This window comes from Haloarcula sp. H-GB5 (assembly GCF_054850705.1).
The window spans coordinates 117,881-134,367 of record NZ_JBTWBG010000002.1 but is presented as its reverse complement, the minus strand read 5'-3'; the positions used below and the strand labels follow the sequence as shown (position 1 = coordinate 134,367).

Here is a 16,487-nt window from a genome sequence, read left to right as displayed (position 1 = left end):
AGTGACACATATGTATTCTCGAGACCACGCTATCGTCTCCGCTGCCGTCGGGGCCGCCGGCGTCGCCGTTCTGCCGATCCCGCTTCCCTGGTGGGCCGCCGTCGGCTACGCGGTCGTCGTCGGCGTCGTCATCGATTTGGACCACTTCGCAGTGGCTCGACTGGAAACCGGCGACTGGACCGCGCTCCGCCGCTGCCTCCGCAATCCGAAGATCGCGGTGCTCGACCAAGACGAAATCTTCGGCCCACAAGACCTCTGGCCGCTCCAGCGGCTCCTCAGTCACCATCTCATCGGCGGTGTAGTCGTGTTCGGCCTCTGGCTCGTCTCCGAGCCGCTGGCCCTGTTTACCGCTGTCGTGCTGTATGCCCACGTTCTCGCCGACCTCGTCTGGGACAACTACCTACTGGAGACCTATCGGGAGCAGCACCTGATGGCTGCTGGGTCTGACTCAGAGTAGGTCAGTGTACGCCCGCTATCGATAGCGGACGACTTCCTGTGTACGGTGAGTTCTGAAATATGTTTCATTTATCTGATAACGTCTCATTACCGCAGTTATAGCTAGTACTGCTTCTCTTAAGTGGTACACAACATACCCCGAAGTGTCTGACTAGCGAGAAAGCACAGACTTTGCTAGCCACATCTGTGTGTCGTGGTAGTACAGCACACTCATTCGCCGAAAGCAGCCGTCTCCAAGCTGGTTACGCCGAAAGATCTGGTTAACAAAGTACCGGATCACGCAAGGAGGGACCATGATCTGGTGGAGGTTAGCTGACGGCCAAGCATGAACCTGCCGTCGGTCCCGAAAATCAGCCGCAAGTCCGTTCCAAGAGACGTCGCTATCGCCTGTGTCGGAATAATTGCCACAGTACTGCTCGCGCCACTGGTACTGTTCACAACAGAAATATTTGTTCTCATAGTCCCGTTATGTGGTGGGGTTGCTGGCCTGACGTATCTTGTGGGGTGGCGTCGAACCGCCGAATCACACACGCACACGACGGCGTTCGTGGGAAAGAACGCGGTACGAGTCGGAGAGACAGTTGTCATCATCGGAATTGGATCCCTGGCGTTGCTTGGGGCACTCCAGAACGGCCGGACGATTCAGTTCCACCTCTTGAGCAGCGTCATTGGCTCAGCAATCATTGTACAGATCGGTTTCGCCAAGACATCGGCATTGCGGCCCCGGGTCGTGCTGGCAGAACTACTCGGACTCCTGCTCGTGATCCAGTACACCGCCCTGCTGACCACTCCAGGATTTATTGGCGTCGACACATGGGTTCACGTAACGCAGTTCATCGCGGACATACAGTCCGCCGGAACAACCGCTGCCATCTCCGAATCGAAGTATTCGGTGGCACCGGTGTATCATATACTCGTAGTCAGCGGGGCGGCACTGTTCGGGTCCAGTCTCCGGACAGCGATGTTTGCAAGCGCCGCACTCGTCATTCCGATAACCCCACTCCTGGTGTACAGTACAGCCCGATATATGCTGGCAGTGCGTGGCTCACTTCTTGCTGCAGCGTTGTTCACGATGAGCGACTACATGTTGCGTTGGAGTATCGACGTTATCCCGAACAGTCTGGGTCTCGTCTATTTCGCCGCTGTCCTGTTCGGATTAACGAAGCTGTTCTACACCGACACCCGACGGCCACTGTATGGGCTTACGCTGTACTGTTGTCTCTCGGTCGTGCTGGTCCATCAAGTGTCGACATTCATCGTCCTTACACTGCTTGGTGCCGGTGTTGTCGCCAAACTCGTCGCAGACTATACTGACTATCTCAGCGGCGTCGCGGATCGCGTCCCCGCAGAGATTCCAACGGTAAACACGATTGGGCTGTTCGGCACGACGACGGTGCTGGCAATGGGGTTCTGGTCGGTTACGCCCTATGGAGACCAATCATTCATTGGCCGGATGATTGTACTGCTCAGCAGCGACCTCTCGGGTGCCGGCTTCCTCAACCTGCGCAGCAGTAACGCCGCCAGTGGAGAACTGCCCACCGCAATCGTGCAGGAGGTCCCCACCACAGTGACCCTTGTTGACGCAATGGGATTCTCGATCCTGCTGTGTCTGCTGGTGCTGGGACTACTGGTGTTGCTCCAGCGACACCGTCTCACCCAACTCTCCGCCATATTTGTTGTCGGTGCGGGGATTATGCTTGTATTCACGCTGGGGCTGCCACTGTTTGGCGTCAACGTCTTCATTCCGGACCGTTGGTTCGCGTTCCTCTATATCCTGATGGCAATCGTTGGCGTATTTGGCCTGCGGTACGTTACACGCCGTTTCGGGACCCGAACTGTCGTCGGCTGTATGCTACTTCTCGCGCTTGTGTTCCCCGGGTCAGTCTTCGTCTCACGGAAGGCGACACTTGAGAATCCAGCCTTTGAGGAAGCGTACCCGCGGTACTCACACACGGAATCGGAGTTGGCTGCGGTGGAATCGATTTCAGCACTCCGGCCACAGGACCGGAGTACAGTCGTAACCGATCATCCCTACCGGATGTTGTTTCCACTCTGGCAAAACCAGTCGTCGCGACCGTTAGCGTACGACTCCGATAGCGGCGGCTTTGCAAGCAGAGACCGGGTGTACCGTCGCTACCAGTCCACTGGGTCGCCAATAATCACTGCGAACGGTCAGTTCAGAAAAGTACAGCTTGAAAGAGAATTCGTCTGTCCGTCTGATTCCGCTGTAGTTTACACTAATGGAGCGGTCCAGTACTGCCGTATGTTCGAGGAGTCAGGGTAGCTACCAATGATTCGCACACTGTGTACCCAGCTGCTACGCCGGACGGGACCATACGCCGATCTGCTGCTCGTCGCCAGCTATACGACCGTGGTGGCTTCAGTGTTGCAGTCTCCAGAATGGATGGGACCGACAGCACGGATCCCCGTCGCCCTGCCAGTGTTGTTGTTCGCGCCAGGATATGCGCTGGTCACTGCAATCTTCCCGACGTTGACTGTCGAATCAGTCACGAGCGATGACAGAGCCCCGCCTACGCGACCTCGTAACCGGCTAAACGGGCTTGTTCCGGTTGAACGCGTGACACTCGCGGTTGTAGCAAGCGCATCGCTACTCCCGATGGTACTGTACGGACTCTCGCTGGTGACTCGGATACGCCTCTCGCTGATCTGTGCTGTCGTCGCTATCGGGACAGGTGGGTGCTGTGCCATCGCTGCGAGTCGGCGGCCTGTTACAGACTGGGAACCGCCGGCAGCCGGCGGGTTCGGACGCGAAGTGCTCGGTATCGAGTCACTTTTCGACGTGTTACCGGTCCTGGCTGCTGTCGTTGCAGTGGTACTGATCGCTGCCGCTGGCGTAGTGGTTCTTGACGGAAACGGGGAAACGGCGAACGCCGAACTCGCAATCGGGACTGAGAATGCTGCAGGGAATGTGACTATCGAGGACTATCAGGGCGTTTACTTCCCAGATGATACGGGGAATTACACAGTCCAGATCGAACACCACGGCGATGCACCCCGAGAGTACACGTACGTTGTCGGCTTTGAGCGCCAGCTGGAGAACAGCTCCAAGTCCTGGTCAGTCAGGCAGCGGACATCTGTTACCGCTCAACCGTCAACTCCGGTGACAGACAAGGTGAGCGTGCAACCCGGTGGGCCACCGGGTAACGGAACCATCGTGGTTCTCCTGTATGAGGGACAGGCCCCAGGAACACCGACGCGAGACAATGCGCTCAGGGCAGTGTCCATTCCCGTCGAGATCAAGTCGTCGTGAGCCACTATGACTGCGATATCTGCAAACTCTCAACAACTAATTCGAGTATAACTTACTGTGCATCGCTTGCAGAGATACCAAACGGGTATGCACCGACCGATACTGGCCCCCGGGAAACCCAGTCCATTGGCGACAACGTCAACGAGGGAGGCAACTGATGAGTAAACGAGTCCTGTTTAGCGTCAACCATCCCGCACAGGTCCATCTCTTCAAACATGCCGCCCAAGAGCTCGAAGCAGAAGGTTTCGAGACGCTCGTGGCTGCTCGTGAGAAGGAAATGACGCTTGATCTGCTTTCAGCCGAGGGACTGGACTACGCCACACTTACTACTGAAAGCGACGGGCTGGTGGAGCTGACGGCTGAACTCGCCAAGCGAGAGCGACGGCTCTACAATTTGGCCCGTGAGTTTGATCCCTCCGTAATCGTCGCGCGGCTGGCCCCACCAGCGGTCCACGTCGCCACTGCTCTGGGCTGCCGGAACCTTGTGTATATGGACACAGTTCTTCGCCCGCGGACGGTTCGACTGCTGTACCACGGACTCACGCTCCCGTTCGTCGATGATATCTGTTCACCACCAGGGCTGGATTTTCACGTTCCGTTTGGACGGTCGCACACAGTCGGATTTCAGGAGCTAGCGTACCTTCACCCCGACCGGTTCAATCCGGATCCCGAGCGTCTACGAGCCCACGGTGTCAACCCAGATGGGACCTACACCGTGGTCAGACTGGCGGGCTGGGATGCGTACCACGATATCGGTGAAAAGGGGCTCGACGCGGCTGCCAGGTCACAGCTTGTTGAGCAGCTCTGCGATCAGGGAGAGGTGTATATTACCTGTGAAGGGGAGTTACCATCCGAGTACGACCAGTATCAGCTCACTGTCCCGCCGCATCTGGTCCACGATCTCCTCTACTTTGCTGACCTCTATGTCGGTGATTCACAGACGATGCCAACGGAGGCTGCCCTGCTGGGAACACCAGCTGTCCGAATAAATTCCGTTGTCGGTGATAATGACATGCATAATTTCCTTGAACTAGAAAAGCGGGAGCTGCTGTACTCGTATGCGGATGGGAACGCGGCTATCGACCGGGCCGACTCCCTGCTGGCTGATGACGACGAGGAGCGCTGGGAACGCGAACGTGAACGGCTCCTCGCACAGCAACGCGACGTGACGGAGCACATGGTCGAGCTTATCCGTACTGGGGGTTGACTGCAGTGAGAGTGAACCGGCTCACCCACCACCTGTCCCATTGGTATGTATCTATTTCAATGGCTACGCTCCATGCTATAGCTAAATAATCTCCCGCTAACAAATGGATGCCGGCGTAGTCCACGGGGTACTGGTGTTGCTACATGGAAGTTAGAACGGCCGTCCTGAAGTTATTCTCCGGAAATATCGCACTCGCGATTATTGAGTTCGCGGCGGTTGCCGGATTCACTCGGGCCATGGGTACCGCGGCTATTGGCTCGTTTTTTCTTTTTCAGGCAGTCATTGGGATGCTCAATATCCCTGCTGATCTGGGCGTCTCAAAGGCGGTTGAAAAACAGCTTTCTGCTACTGCTCCGATGGGCGAAGTTCTCGGGTCAGCACTCGCGGTAAAGACACTGCTGCTGCTGCCGTGGCTGGTCGGTCTGGCAGTATTTGCTTCGTATGTGGAACAGTATGTCGGCATCCCGGGCGTTGTACCCATACTGGTTGCAGGTCTTATCATCAGACAGGGTCGAGGGCTTGCGCTGCGCCTGCTCGCGGGAGAACTACAGGTTGATCGGAACGCAGCGGTGAAAGTACTCGGAAAGCTGACCTGGGTTGCAACGAGTGCCGTTTTCGTGGTAAATGGCATGGGTTCAACTGGCCTCGTTCTCGGGTTCGTGCTAGGCGACCTCGCGACCACGCTCGGAGCCATGGCTCGGCTCGACGTCAGCGTTGGCTGGCCCCGGCTGGACCGGGCGCGTGCACTCGTCGGGTTCGGGCGGTACCTGTTCGTTGGGAGTGTCAGCGGAATCGTCTACGAGTGGATCGACGTGGCGATCCTCCGTCTATTTGTCCCGGTATCGCTTGTCGGTGTCTACGAGATCGCCTGGCGGGTTGCCGCGGTTGCACTGCTGTTGACTAACGCTATCCGCACATCGTTATTCCCACAGATTTCAAGATGGCACGAACGGAATCGGTTTGACCGCATTGAAGACGCCTTCCGTACCTGGGTTCAGCTGTCGCTGTATGCGACTATTCCAGCGTTCGCCGGCGCAGTCGTCCTTGGCCCCGACCTTTTGACAACTATTTTCGGAAGCGCGGCTGCTGTGGGCTATCCTGTGCTGGTCGTGTTTATGCTAGAGAAGATCCTCCGGTCAGTACAGCTTGTTGTCGGCCCGGCGCTGTACGCAATGGATGCGCCGCAACTGGGCTACCGGGGTAGTGTCGTCGCCATCGGTACGAACATTGTACTCAATCTTGCGCTCATTCCTGTCTTCGATATCCGTGGGGCAGCGGTCGCAACAACTCTGAGCGCGGCGGCGGCGGCCGTAGTGTCAATCTATTACGTGCGGCAGTTCGTCCGCATTCCGCTCCCCCGTACACGAATCGTCTGGAGCGCTGTCGCGGCTGCACTGATGGCTGGTACGGTTGCACTGGTGATTCGTCTCTTTGATCCCGGCTGGCTTCGTCTCAGTGTTGGACTTGCGGTTGGTGTATTGAGTTACGGCGGGCTGTTGTTGGCTAGCTCCGGTGTCAGAATCCAGTTACGGCAGGCTATACGCTCGCTTGGCTGGGTGTAGCAGTTGGGAACAGCACCGCGGCGTGTTTGTTGACAACAGTATCCCAGTCATGCGCCTCAGCAGTCTCTCTGGCCGTGGTCTCTATCTGACTGGCGGCAGCCGGATCATTGAGACACCGCTCAATCGCCGAGCAAAGCCCTGTTTCGGTTCCATCGTACAGGATCCCATTGTTTCCATCTGTAATCAGTCGCTGGTGTGGCGGAATATCCGTTGCCATGATAACTGTGCCGGCTGCCATGTACTCAAGCAGTTTCGCCGGGAAGCTGATCCGGTATGACTCGATGTCCTCTAGTGGAGAAATGGCCACATCAGTCCGGGTCAACAGCTCCGGGACGTCACTGTGGGGCACTCGTCCGTACCAGACGATCTGGTCAGCCACTCCCAGCTGCGCAGCCTTTGCCTGCATTGCATCAATGTAACCGGATTGGCCATCACCCGCGATATGGAACTCAAACGCCACACTACACTCTGCAAGCGCCTCAATAACATGTGGGAGACCCCTGGCAGCCCCAAGCGAGCCGACGTATGTCACAGTCAGTGGTCTAGAGAAGGAGTCACTGGTCTGTCGCCCGTCAGCTGGCTCGAACGTTTCAGTATCAACACCCATCCCAATGACTACCGCCGACGAGAGATCAAGCCCGTACTCCTGTTCGGTGACCTTGCGGATCCCTTCGGTCAGACAGGTTATCTGGTCACACCGCTGCAAGACCACCTTGACCGCGGCGGCGTACCCTGCCCATATCATGACGGAGAGACGCTCTGCGGGCGACATATCTGCCTGTCTAGACGTGACAAAATCACGCTTCTGTCGGACCGGAACCACCTGAAGACCAGCGACAAAGCGCGAATCGCCGGCAATAGCGCCAACCCAGGCCTGAACGAGGGTTCGCTGGAAGCCATAGGTTGCGTCGAATCGGTGCCGAGCCCCGAGTACGGCCGCGTACAGTGTGGCAATGATAAAGAACGCTATCGTCGAAATGAGGCGGGTGTTACCGGTACGGAGTGGATGGTATACGACTGATGTGTTACCGCTATCCCCAGCATCGTGGTCTTTGTCGGCGCTACAGATGACATGAACAGTGTGCGCGGCTGCAAGCTTTGTTGAGATATAGTGCGGGACGGTCGCGCTGAACGGTGACCTAACATCGCGGTGATGAATCAGTAGTAGAGAGCGACGCTGTGCCATCGGTTCAGGAGTTACAGACCCACTGGTGCGGGTCGAGTGCGTCGTGTGGTTATTCCTGCTATCATTTGCATCGAACGTCTCTGTTCGTGGTGATAAGTAAAGGGGAGTTATGGGTATACAACCCGGTGCCCGCACGGGAAGTCAGCAATATCCACCCGACCTGACGCCGGTAAGGTGCGTATTATATAATATCCCAGACACCGACAGGCGGCAATGACTGGAGGTCAGCGGACACGACGGGGATTTCTTAAAGGGACCGCCGCTACAGCCTTGACAGTCGGTATTAGCTATCCCGGGACTGTCACGACCCAGTCGCGATTTGAGACCGTCATCAACGCCATCGCAGCGGGCGCAGACCCCGATGGGTCGAAACGGGTCGACAGCGTCCTCGAGGGGTACACCGATGATGATACCCTCATTGAGTTCCCCGAGGGCACATACCGTCTCGGCTCCCTCAACGTTGGCCCGGTTCGTAACTTCGGTCTACGAGCGAAGCCCGAGGCACGGGTGTTGTTTGAGCCGGCGACACCAGCCAGCGAGCAACAGTCACTGATGGCATTCGAGGGTGTTGAGGACCTCCTTTTAGAGGGGCTGGCATTTGACTTTTCACGAACGGGATTCGGAAACACTCTCAGGGTGATTGCCAATGGAGACTTTCTGGTTCAGGACATTGGACTCCGTGGTCAGTTGCCGGATCAGGACCGGACGACACCACACGTCGGGTTCCGGTTTGACGTGCGCGATCCGGATGCAACAGGGGTTGTGAGGGATGTCACTGCCCCTGACGGTGGACATCAAGGGGGAAACGGCGTTGGTATCTTAGTCGGCAAAGACCACGCGGGAACGCTCCGGTTTGAGAACTGCACTGTCGCCAACTTCCCCAATAACGGGCTCTACGCCTCCGCGCCGGGCCGGAGCAGTCAGAGCTATACAGGTCGTGACGGCGTTGTACACGTCAAAGGCGGTCTGTACGCGAATAACAATATCGCAAACGTTCGGCTTGGATCAACCGGATCAACGGCTCACGGAGTCACGGTCCGCGTCGATTCGGTGCCACCACATCCGTCACTGGAGAAGCTAAACGTCCGAGGAATTAGGCTACGTGCCCAATCCGGACAGTTCGTTAGCGACTGTGACATCACCATCACTAGCGATGCAGGCCCCGGATTCGGTGCCATCGTCTATCACCCCGACCACGGCTCTTCGACCGTGCGCAACACGACAATCCACGTCGACAAAGACGAGTACAATGCGGTCAGGGCCGTCAATGGGGACAGTGGCGGCACCGAGGCACCAATTACGCTCCAGAACGTTAGTATCACTGGCGATGCAGCCGGCGGTACTGCCGTTGTTATCGCCGATCGAGACAGAACAGTACTGCGGGACTGCGTAATCAGGCAGTCGGGAACGAGGCGGGACGGAATTAGGTTCACCAATGCAGACAGATGCCTAGTGACCGACTCAACTATTCAGGTTCCCGGTGAGCCGCTTTCTCTCGTAAATTCATCTGTGCGGAAGGATCGGCTTACTGTGTGAAGCTTTGACAAAAAATTGAATAGTAGCTGGTAGTTACCTGGTCCAGAAACATGTGGTAGCCGTAATCACGCTTTATTGCATTATTAGTAACATACTCGTGAATGGTCGAAAAGAGACATATACTACCCCACAGTTATCGTGGGGCCAGTTCATGTGCGGACTCTGCGAAAGAGGGACGGTCACTACTGACACGGAGACAACTACTGGGAAGCGTACTCGCTGCAGGTGCATTGCTGATGATCCCGAAAGCATTTGGGATACCATCTTCTCGCAATCTCGAAATCACTTCAACGGACCAGCAAAGCGAGACTGGTTCCCTTGACGTGGACTACGAGTTCACAACAACAGGCGAGATCGTCCCGGTGAATAACGGCAAGAACGCCGCAGAGGCCAACGACAGCGTCGAACGAAACGACGACGAGACATGGACTGCAATTGGACAGACGGGCAATGGATTCGGCGATAGCTACGAGATTAACGGTATCGTTACCGATTTTAGTGCCAGTGGAAACTACGAGATCCGGCTGAACGGAGAGGTGATTACAGTCTCGGAGCTAGTTGCGCCTGCTGACCATTTCGTTGAGATACAGACCACCGAAGACCCCTCTGAACTTGACTACGAACTGACGACGACAGGTGAGCCGATTCCGTGCACTGGTGATACGGAGGACGCCGCCGATGGCAATGACAGCATCGTACGTAACGACGACAACACCTGGACTATTGACGGATATACTGGGAACGGCTACGGCGACCAGTACTACTTTTCCGGTGAAGTCGTCGATTTCGGGCCCGTTGAGACATTCGCTGCAGTATACGTTGACGGGGAGCAGATCGACCTCTCGCCGTTTGAACAGTCTCCAGAGCCGGCTGCAGAAATCGGCGGCGGGGACAGTTATACGAACACGGTTCCTGAGTCAGACGCCAGCTACGTGGTCGAGACTCTCTCCGAGTTGCTTACTGCACTGGATGCTGCCGGCCGCGGTGATATTGTCTACATTGCTGGCGACGCTACCATTGATGCCTCGCCAGTTACCGGCACTGACCGGCTAACTGTGCCTGCGGGAGTAACCCTCTCTTCTAACCGGGGTATCGACGGCGCGTCGGGTGGCCAGATTTCCACCGGGGTCACCGATTATGAACACCTCATGGGCCTGAACGAAGACGTGCGATTGACAGGACTCCGGATCAGTGGACCCGAAACCGGATATCGGGAGTACAGTACACCGGTATCCAGCGGCGTCACGGTCGAGGGAACAGGCTGTGAAATCGACAACACCGAGCTATGGGGATTCAACCACGCAGCACTCAAACTCCGAACATCGACACATATCCATCATTGCCACATCCATGATAATCCGATGGGCGGACTGGGCTACGGTATCCAGTGTTTAGACGGGGACAACACGCTTATAGAGTACAACAGGTTCGACTTTAATCGACATTCAGTTGCGAGTGGGACCGGACAGGCCGGTTATGAAGTCCGATACAATCACTTTGGTGGCACCGAAGCACCCTCCTATCAGGTCGGGACACATCAGCCCGGTGGGACGACGCTGTTGATCCATCATAACACCTTCACGCCCCTCCGTCACGTTGGCCGGCATCCTGAGGAGCCGGGCACGCACATCAGCATCCGTGGCGTCCCCGAAGACCGCGGTGAGATCCACCACAACTGGTTTTACAACCCAAAACAGCCATCGGCGGGTCGAGGAAACGAGGCAGTTATCCAGCCACATGTCGAATCGTTCGCCAACCTTCGTTTCGGAAATAACCACTACGGACAGAACATTCCTGACAGCAATGTGGGGTGTCCTCGACGGTAAAAATAGGCTAAGGAGAACGTTACTAACACCCTAGATTCTGAAGACACCGCATCGATGGGGACCGTCGTCATTTCGCTGGACGCCGAACTGGCATGGGGGTTTGTCGATTTCCCGGTGCTGCCGGACCGACGTCTCGCGCGCGCCCGAGAGATGTGGATGGAGTTGCTGGGCCTGTTCGAAAAACATGAGGTTCCTGCCACTTGGGCGGTCGTTGGTCACCTGTTCCTAGAGGACTGTGATGGTCGGCACCCGGACTACCCACTCGATGCGACGTGGTTTGACAGAGAGCGGTCATCAGAGCACGAAGACCTGTGGTGCGCACCGGGCCTCATTGACGCGGTTGCCGACGCGACGGTGGACCACGAGATCGCCTGTCATTCTTTTTCACATATTAATTTCCAGTCTAGCGGAGCCACAAAAGCGGTTGCGGCGACCGAATTACGTCGATGTCGCAGGCTCGCCGACCGTTACGGGGTTGAACTATCCAGTTTCGTGTTCCCACGTAACCGGATTGCACACCGCGATGTGCTTGCAAGATCGGGGTTTCATTGTTACCGTGGGCAGCAGCCACAGCGCTGGCACACCGACAATCGGTTGACGCCACTGATTCGGGCTGTCAGCGGCTCGCCGCTGGGTATTACTCCACCCATTGTCCACCCCCGTGTCGACGACCACGGGCTCGTTGAAATCCCGGCGTCACTGTTACTGTTTTGCTTCGAAGGGTGGGCTCGACAGATAACGGAGACACTGTGGGCGGACCCCGTTGTCAAGATGGTCCAGCGAGGGGTTGATCAGGTCAACGGTAGTGATGGAATCTTCCACCTCTGGCTCCATCCCAACAATCTCATCAACGAGGCGGGGATCAAGCGGATGGAATCAGTGTTGTCATATATCGATCAAAAACGCGGTCCGGGTCTCGCAGTTCGAACGATGGAGACAGTCGCACAACGGACTGTCCGCTCGGCTCCGCAACAAAACTGGTAAGCACGTCTTTCGGCGGATAATGAACTTATAATTAACTGACAGTCAGCCATCGCAACACTATCTGTGGGAGTTAGCAGATAGATATGACACTATACATATGTGCGAAGCGGTCGAGCGAGGCCTTGGTGGGGCCGGTCGACTGTCTCAACTTGATGGGTGAGGATGTATAGAGGACACACTGTTGGCGTGGTTGTCCCAGCCTACAACGAAGCAGGACTTGTCGGGACTGTTATTGATACAGTTCCGGCGTACGTCGACCGTATTTACGCTATCGACGACTGCTCAACGGACGACACATGGACAGAAATTCTGGCACACGCAAGGCTGGACCGGGCAGACGCCCCGTCCAGCCCGGAGCAGACCATACAAACAGATGGTGGGTTTGACCAGCGAGTCTGCCCGATACGCCACGAAACCAATCGCGGCGTCGGTGGCGCGATCAAAACGGGGTACCGCCATGCGTTGGAAGATCACATTGACGTGACTGCCGTGATGGGCGGTGATGGACAGATGGACCCAGCTATTCTCGACACATTTCTCGATCCGATCATCGACGGCGAGGCGGACTACACAAAGGGCAACCGCCTCCATAGACCCGCGTATCGTGAAGCGATGCCTCGTGCCCGGCTTGTCGGCAATGCGATCCTCACAGCTTTGACAAGAATCGCCTCGGGCTACTGGGGGATAACAGACCCCCAGAACGGGTATACAGCGATCTCACGGCAGGCGTTATTGGCGATCGACCTTGACGAGATGTACGAGTACTACGGGTACTGCAACGATCTGCTTGTGGAACTCAGCGTCAGTGAGATGCGGGTTGCAGATGTCCCGATGCCAGCGAAGTACGATGAAGCCGAATCGAGTATTCGCTATCGGGAGTACATCCCAAAGGTCTCGTGGCTGTTGGTTCGGAACTTCTGCTCACGGCTGGACCGAGCATACGTCCGGGAGGGGATCTACCCGCTCGTACTGTGTTACGTGGCTGGTTTCAGTGCGATCTGTGTCGGACTGGTCGCCGCCGTACTGGGGCTCACACAGGACACTGGGTTTACAACCGCAGCGCTCGCAAACCTGTTTGGCATCATCGTCTTTTCGCTCGGGGTGGTCCTTGATTACCGGAAGAGTCCGGGGACAGAGGTGGGAGTACATGGTTGAGTATGTCTATCGCGATCTGGCGGCCATTTCTGCTGCGAAGGGGACTAAATCCCGATGAACGTTCTGCAGCTTGTGACAACCCGGCGGCCGTTTTTTCACAAGCAGGTCGAGGCGCTGGAGCGGCACGGCGTCAGCTGTACGGTTCTGGAGGTGCCCGGTGGCGACGAAGATACCCGATCGCCGATGGCGTATCTCAGGTTCTACATAAAATCGCTCGGTGCCTTCCCATGGCAATACGACCTTGTCCACGCCAACTATGGGTTGACTGCGCCGATGGCACTGGCACAGCCAGCTCGTCCGGTTGTCCTGTCGTTATGGGGATCTGATATTTTCGGCCAGTACAACTGGCTGAGCCGCCAGTGTGCCACGCTTGCCGACGAAGTCGTCGTGATGTCCTCGGCCATGGCTGACGCGCTTGGAGAACCGTGCCATGTGATCCCTCATTCCGTCGATTTCGAGCAGTTCGAGCCAGTCCAGAAGGAGACTGCTAGAGAGACGGTGGGCTGGGATGACGGTAACTATCACGTGCTGTTTCCTTACGACCCCGACCGTGCGGAAAAGGACCACCCCCGGGCGGTTCGTGTCGTAGATGCGGTTAATGAGCGACTCGACACTCCGGTATCGCTTGAGGTCGTCCATGGGGTCGCCCACGAACAGGTCCCGATATATATGAACGCTGCAGATGCGCTCATACTGACCTCAACCCATGAAGGGTCACCGAACGCAGTCAAAGAGGCGCTGGCGTGTAATACACCAGTGCTCTCGCTGGATGTCGGCGACGTCGCGAGTCTAGTCGATGAGGTCTCTCGGTCTGCCGTCTGTGCAGACAACGAAGAACTCACGACGGCACTTACAGCGGCCCTCCAGTCATCAGAGACTGTCGACGGACGGGCCGCTGTTGAACCGTTACGTCTGAATCGGATGGCAGAGCGTCTGACTGCCGTGTACCGCTCAGCGATCGACCGGAGGTGTGCATGACTGCCCGCGAGACGACGATCCACAATACGGTTACAGACGTCAACGCGAACCAGTGGAACAATCTCGTCACACAGTCGGACCTCGGAACGGTGTTCCACCGGCACGAGTGGCTTCAGGCAGTCGAAGCAGGGCTTGACCGTCCAGCCTATCACGCGGTCGTGACGAAAGGATCGAACCCGGTCGCCGTGCTTCCAACTGTTCTGGTTCCGGTTGCAGCCCCCGATCCGGCGGATGTACCGGGCCCCAATCGGATTGTGGAAGCGACGGCTTCGCAGTTGCCAACTGACCGTCTGGTGTCACTCCATCCCGGTACTGGCGGTCCGGTAATCGCCACAGATCATGAGGCGTCGCTCGATGCGATGCTGTCGGCACTCACAACGGCAGCGCCGCGACAGGCGCTTTCACACAAAATACGGACCGGGAACCCAACACAGAACAGATACAGCAAGTACCTCATCGGTCAGGGGTACGAATCGACAGTCACGTCGTGCCGGCTCGTGCTTAACCTTGCCCCCGGCTGGGAACGTATCAAGTCGGGAATGGATCGGACACGACGGACGAAACTACACAGCGACGCAGTCACCGTCGAACGTACTGACCTCGGTGGCCCCACGCTGGCCTCGGTCCATGCCGACTACGTGCAGAATATGCAGCGAATCGGAGCAGACAGCTTTCCAATGGCCTTCTTTGAGGCGCTTGCCGAACATATGGATGACCGGGTCAAGGTGTTTACTGCTCGCCGCGACGGCGATACCCTCGGCCGGCACATCTGTATCGTAGACGAGGAGCAGTCATCCCTCAGATACTACTTTTCGGCAGTTCCGGAGACATCAGCCTACGAGTACGGAACGTCCGAGAAGCTCCATGGTGCAGCCATTCAGTGGGCCATCGACGCTGGCTTCGATAGCTACGACTTCGGTGCGACGGGTGCGGATTTCCGAGACGGATTGTTTACGTATAAATCACAGTACGGACCGGCGGTCTGCCCAATCGTCCAGTGGGACAGAGGGCTTTCGGCGGTCGCCTGGCGTGCGTTCAAGTTCGGACGTCGGCTCTATCGCGAGCAGAACTACTGAGATGACAACTGAAACCCAACCACGACAATGAGTATCGAGATCGAGTGTGTCGGGACAGACCGACATGAAGAGTGGGATAGCGCGCTTGAACACTCGCCACACGCTACTGCCTTTCACCAGTGTGCGGCTCTAGAGCAACTGGCAGCCGACTCAGGGACGGAACTCCATCGACTGATGGGGTTCAAGGGACAGGAGCCGGTCGGCGTCCTTCCGATCTTTGAGCTTCGGAAGGGACCGTTCAGTGCTGTTTTTTCGCCACCACCGAACCTCTGGATTCCCCGACTTGGTCCAGCGTTCGTCGTTCGAGGGGACCCAAAGCAACGCAAGCGTGAACGACGCCGACAGGGGTTCATCGATGCAGCCTTCGAGTACATCGAGAACACGATTGACCCGAAGTACCTCCGGGTGCGGACACCGACCGAGCTTGATGATGTCCGGCAGTTCAAGTGGAATGACTGTACAGTGCAGCCGGAGTATACGTATGTCACCGACCTCTCTGGTGGAAAGGAGGCCGTTCGAGACCGGTTCACCAGCGAGGCGCGTCGACGCCTCCGTATCGGGCAGGAGTCGGAGACCGAGTACACGATCGCTGAGGAAGGGCTCGACGCGACCGAGACGGTGATGCACCACGTCGAAAGCCGATACAACGAGCAGGGCGAGCCGTTCCCCGTTCCCACTGGGTTTCCCGGACGGCTCTACGAAGCGCTGCAACCGGGACAAATCCGTCCCTACGTCCTCCGGGTGGATGGCGAGGTCGTCGGCGGACACATTTATTATGATGATGGGGAGACGATTTCGGGCTGGCTTGGGAACGTCAAGCCCCCCGACCATGTCGACCTTCCGGTCAATGAGTTGCTCATCTGGCGGGGGATTACTGATGCGATTGAGCGAGGGCGAACAGCCTATGAACTGGTGGGCGCAGGCGATCCTCGTCTAAACAGATATAAGCTGCATTTCGGGCCCGAGCTAACCGGGTTCTACTCTATGGAGCGGAGCGGAGCCGGTATCGATTCACTACTGCAACTGTACCGGTGGTTTGCACGGTACTCCTGATTTTACAGGGCGTGTCTATATACGTATTTGTTGCAAAGAATAACTTACTGCCGAGTATGATAGTATTATTGAAATATATTCTTTATAATAAAGTTTATATGGTAAAAATAGCTGCTCGGATATGCCTTCTAACAATAGGGCTTGTTGGTGGAACGGAGAGCAGTACTCGGCCAGGAATATGCTGGTTTCCTTCTTGT

13 protein-coding genes are annotated in these 16,487 nt (G+C 56.8%); 12 read left to right on the top strand and 1 reads right to left on the bottom strand.

The window, feature by feature from the left end; genetic code table 11:
- Positions 1-10: 10 nt before the first annotated feature.
- The 5 genes from ACYJ11_RS08565 (at position 11) to ACYJ11_RS08545 (ending at position 6,496) form a co-directional block, all read left to right on the top strand.
- Positions 11-457, top strand: a complete 447-nt coding sequence (locus ACYJ11_RS08565; protein ID WP_461647483.1) for a hypothetical protein — start codon at positions 11-13, stop codon at positions 455-457.
- A 546-nt stretch (positions 458-1,003) separates the two neighbouring features.
- The gene (locus tag ACYJ11_RS08560; RefSeq protein WP_461647482.1) at positions 1,004-2,740 is read left to right on the top strand and encodes a hypothetical protein; all 1,737 of its coding nucleotides are present in this window, start codon (positions 1,004-1,006) and stop codon (positions 2,738-2,740) included.
- A 6-nt stretch (positions 2,741-2,746) separates the two neighbouring features.
- Positions 2,747-3,727 carry a DUF1616 domain-containing protein gene (locus tag ACYJ11_RS08555; protein WP_461647481.1) on the top strand — a complete coding sequence of 327 codons (981 nt, stop codon included), beginning with the start codon at positions 2,747-2,749 and terminating at the stop codon, positions 3,725-3,727.
- Positions 3,728-3,884: 157 nt separating this feature from the next.
- A complete protein-coding gene (locus tag ACYJ11_RS08550; protein WP_461647480.1) occupies positions 3,885-4,934 on the top strand; it encodes a DUF354 domain-containing protein in 1,050 nt (349 codons plus the stop codon).
- Positions 4,935-5,077: 143 nt separating this feature from the next.
- Entirely contained in the window at positions 5,078-6,496 is a 1,419-nt protein-coding gene (locus ACYJ11_RS08545) for an oligosaccharide flippase family protein (protein ID WP_461647479.1), read from the top strand.
- On the opposite strand, the gene ACYJ11_RS08540 is transcribed toward ACYJ11_RS08545, so the two are convergent.
- Entirely contained in the window at positions 6,471-7,682 is a 1,212-nt protein-coding gene (locus ACYJ11_RS08540; RefSeq protein ID WP_461647478.1) for a glycosyltransferase, read from the bottom strand. The genes ACYJ11_RS08545 and ACYJ11_RS08540 overlap by 26 nt on opposite strands.
- A gap of 213 nt (positions 7,683-7,895) precedes the next feature.
- Between ACYJ11_RS08540 and ACYJ11_RS08535 the strand changes: the two genes are divergently transcribed.
- The 7 genes from ACYJ11_RS08535 (at position 7,896) to ACYJ11_RS08505 (ending at position 16,290) form a co-directional block, all read left to right on the top strand.
- Positions 7,896-9,218 (top strand): twin-arginine translocation signal domain-containing protein, encoded by a 1,323-nt coding sequence (locus tag ACYJ11_RS08535; protein ID WP_461647477.1) that lies wholly within the window; start codon positions 7,896-7,898, stop codon positions 9,216-9,218.
- Positions 9,219-9,454: 236 nt separating this feature from the next.
- Positions 9,455-11,044: a right-handed parallel beta-helix repeat-containing protein gene (locus tag ACYJ11_RS08530; RefSeq protein ID WP_461647476.1), complete on the top strand. Its 1,590-nt coding sequence runs from the start codon at positions 9,455-9,457 to the stop codon at positions 11,042-11,044.
- Between the two features lie 54 nt (positions 11,045-11,098).
- Positions 11,099-12,028, top strand: coding sequence for a polysaccharide deacetylase family protein (locus ACYJ11_RS08525; RefSeq protein ID WP_461647475.1), 930 nt, complete (start codon positions 11,099-11,101; stop codon positions 12,026-12,028).
- A 162-nt stretch (positions 12,029-12,190) separates the two neighbouring features.
- Positions 12,191-13,183 carry a glycosyltransferase family 2 protein gene (locus ACYJ11_RS08520; RefSeq protein ID WP_461647474.1) on the top strand — a complete coding sequence of 331 codons (993 nt, stop codon included), beginning with the start codon at positions 12,191-12,193 and terminating at the stop codon, positions 13,181-13,183.
- Between the two features lie 54 nt (positions 13,184-13,237).
- Positions 13,238-14,161, top strand: coding sequence for a glycosyltransferase (locus ACYJ11_RS08515; protein WP_461647473.1), 924 nt, complete (start codon positions 13,238-13,240; stop codon positions 14,159-14,161).
- Entirely contained in the window at positions 14,158-15,237 is a 1,080-nt protein-coding gene (locus ACYJ11_RS08510; protein WP_461647472.1) for a GNAT family N-acetyltransferase, read from the top strand. Before ACYJ11_RS08515 ends, ACYJ11_RS08510 begins: the two co-directional genes overlap by 4 nt.
- A 27-nt stretch (positions 15,238-15,264) precedes the next feature.
- Complete coding sequence (locus ACYJ11_RS08505; RefSeq protein ID WP_461647471.1) at positions 15,265-16,290, top strand: GNAT family N-acetyltransferase; 1,026 nt, start codon at positions 15,265-15,267, stop codon at positions 16,288-16,290.
- Positions 16,291-16,487 lie beyond the last annotated feature (197 nt).

Excerpts from the sequence above, each read along its gene's own strand:
- ACYJ11_RS08565 (WP_461647483.1), top strand. The coding sequence starts at position 11 with ATGTATTCTCGAGACCACGCTATCGTCTCCGCTGCCGTCGGGGCCGCC.
- ACYJ11_RS08555 (WP_461647481.1), top strand. The coding sequence starts at position 2,747 with ATGATTCGCACACTGTGTACCCAGCTGCTACGCCGGACGGGACCATAC.
- ACYJ11_RS08550 (WP_461647480.1), top strand. The coding sequence starts at position 3,885 with ATGAGTAAACGAGTCCTGTTTAGCGTCAACCATCCCGCACAGGTCCAT.
- ACYJ11_RS08545 (WP_461647479.1), top strand. The coding sequence starts at position 5,078 with ATGGAAGTTAGAACGGCCGTCCTGAAGTTATTCTCCGGAAATATCGCA.
- ACYJ11_RS08540 (WP_461647478.1), bottom strand. The coding sequence starts at position 7,682 with ATGGCACAGCGTCGCTCTCTACTACTGATTCATCACCGCGATGTTAGG.
- ACYJ11_RS08535 (WP_461647477.1), top strand. The coding sequence starts at position 7,896 with ATGACTGGAGGTCAGCGGACACGACGGGGATTTCTTAAAGGGACCGCC.
- ACYJ11_RS08530 (WP_461647476.1), top strand. The coding sequence starts at position 9,455 with ATGATCCCGAAAGCATTTGGGATACCATCTTCTCGCAATCTCGAAATC.
- ACYJ11_RS08525 (WP_461647475.1), top strand. The coding sequence starts at position 11,099 with ATGGGGACCGTCGTCATTTCGCTGGACGCCGAACTGGCATGGGGGTTT.
- ACYJ11_RS08520 (WP_461647474.1), top strand. The coding sequence starts at position 12,191 with ATGTATAGAGGACACACTGTTGGCGTGGTTGTCCCAGCCTACAACGAA.
- ACYJ11_RS08515 (WP_461647473.1), top strand. The coding sequence starts at position 13,238 with ATGAACGTTCTGCAGCTTGTGACAACCCGGCGGCCGTTTTTTCACAAG.
- ACYJ11_RS08510 (WP_461647472.1), top strand. The coding sequence starts at position 14,158 with ATGACTGCCCGCGAGACGACGATCCACAATACGGTTACAGACGTCAAC.
- ACYJ11_RS08505 (WP_461647471.1), top strand. The coding sequence starts at position 15,265 with ATGAGTATCGAGATCGAGTGTGTCGGGACAGACCGACATGAAGAGTGG.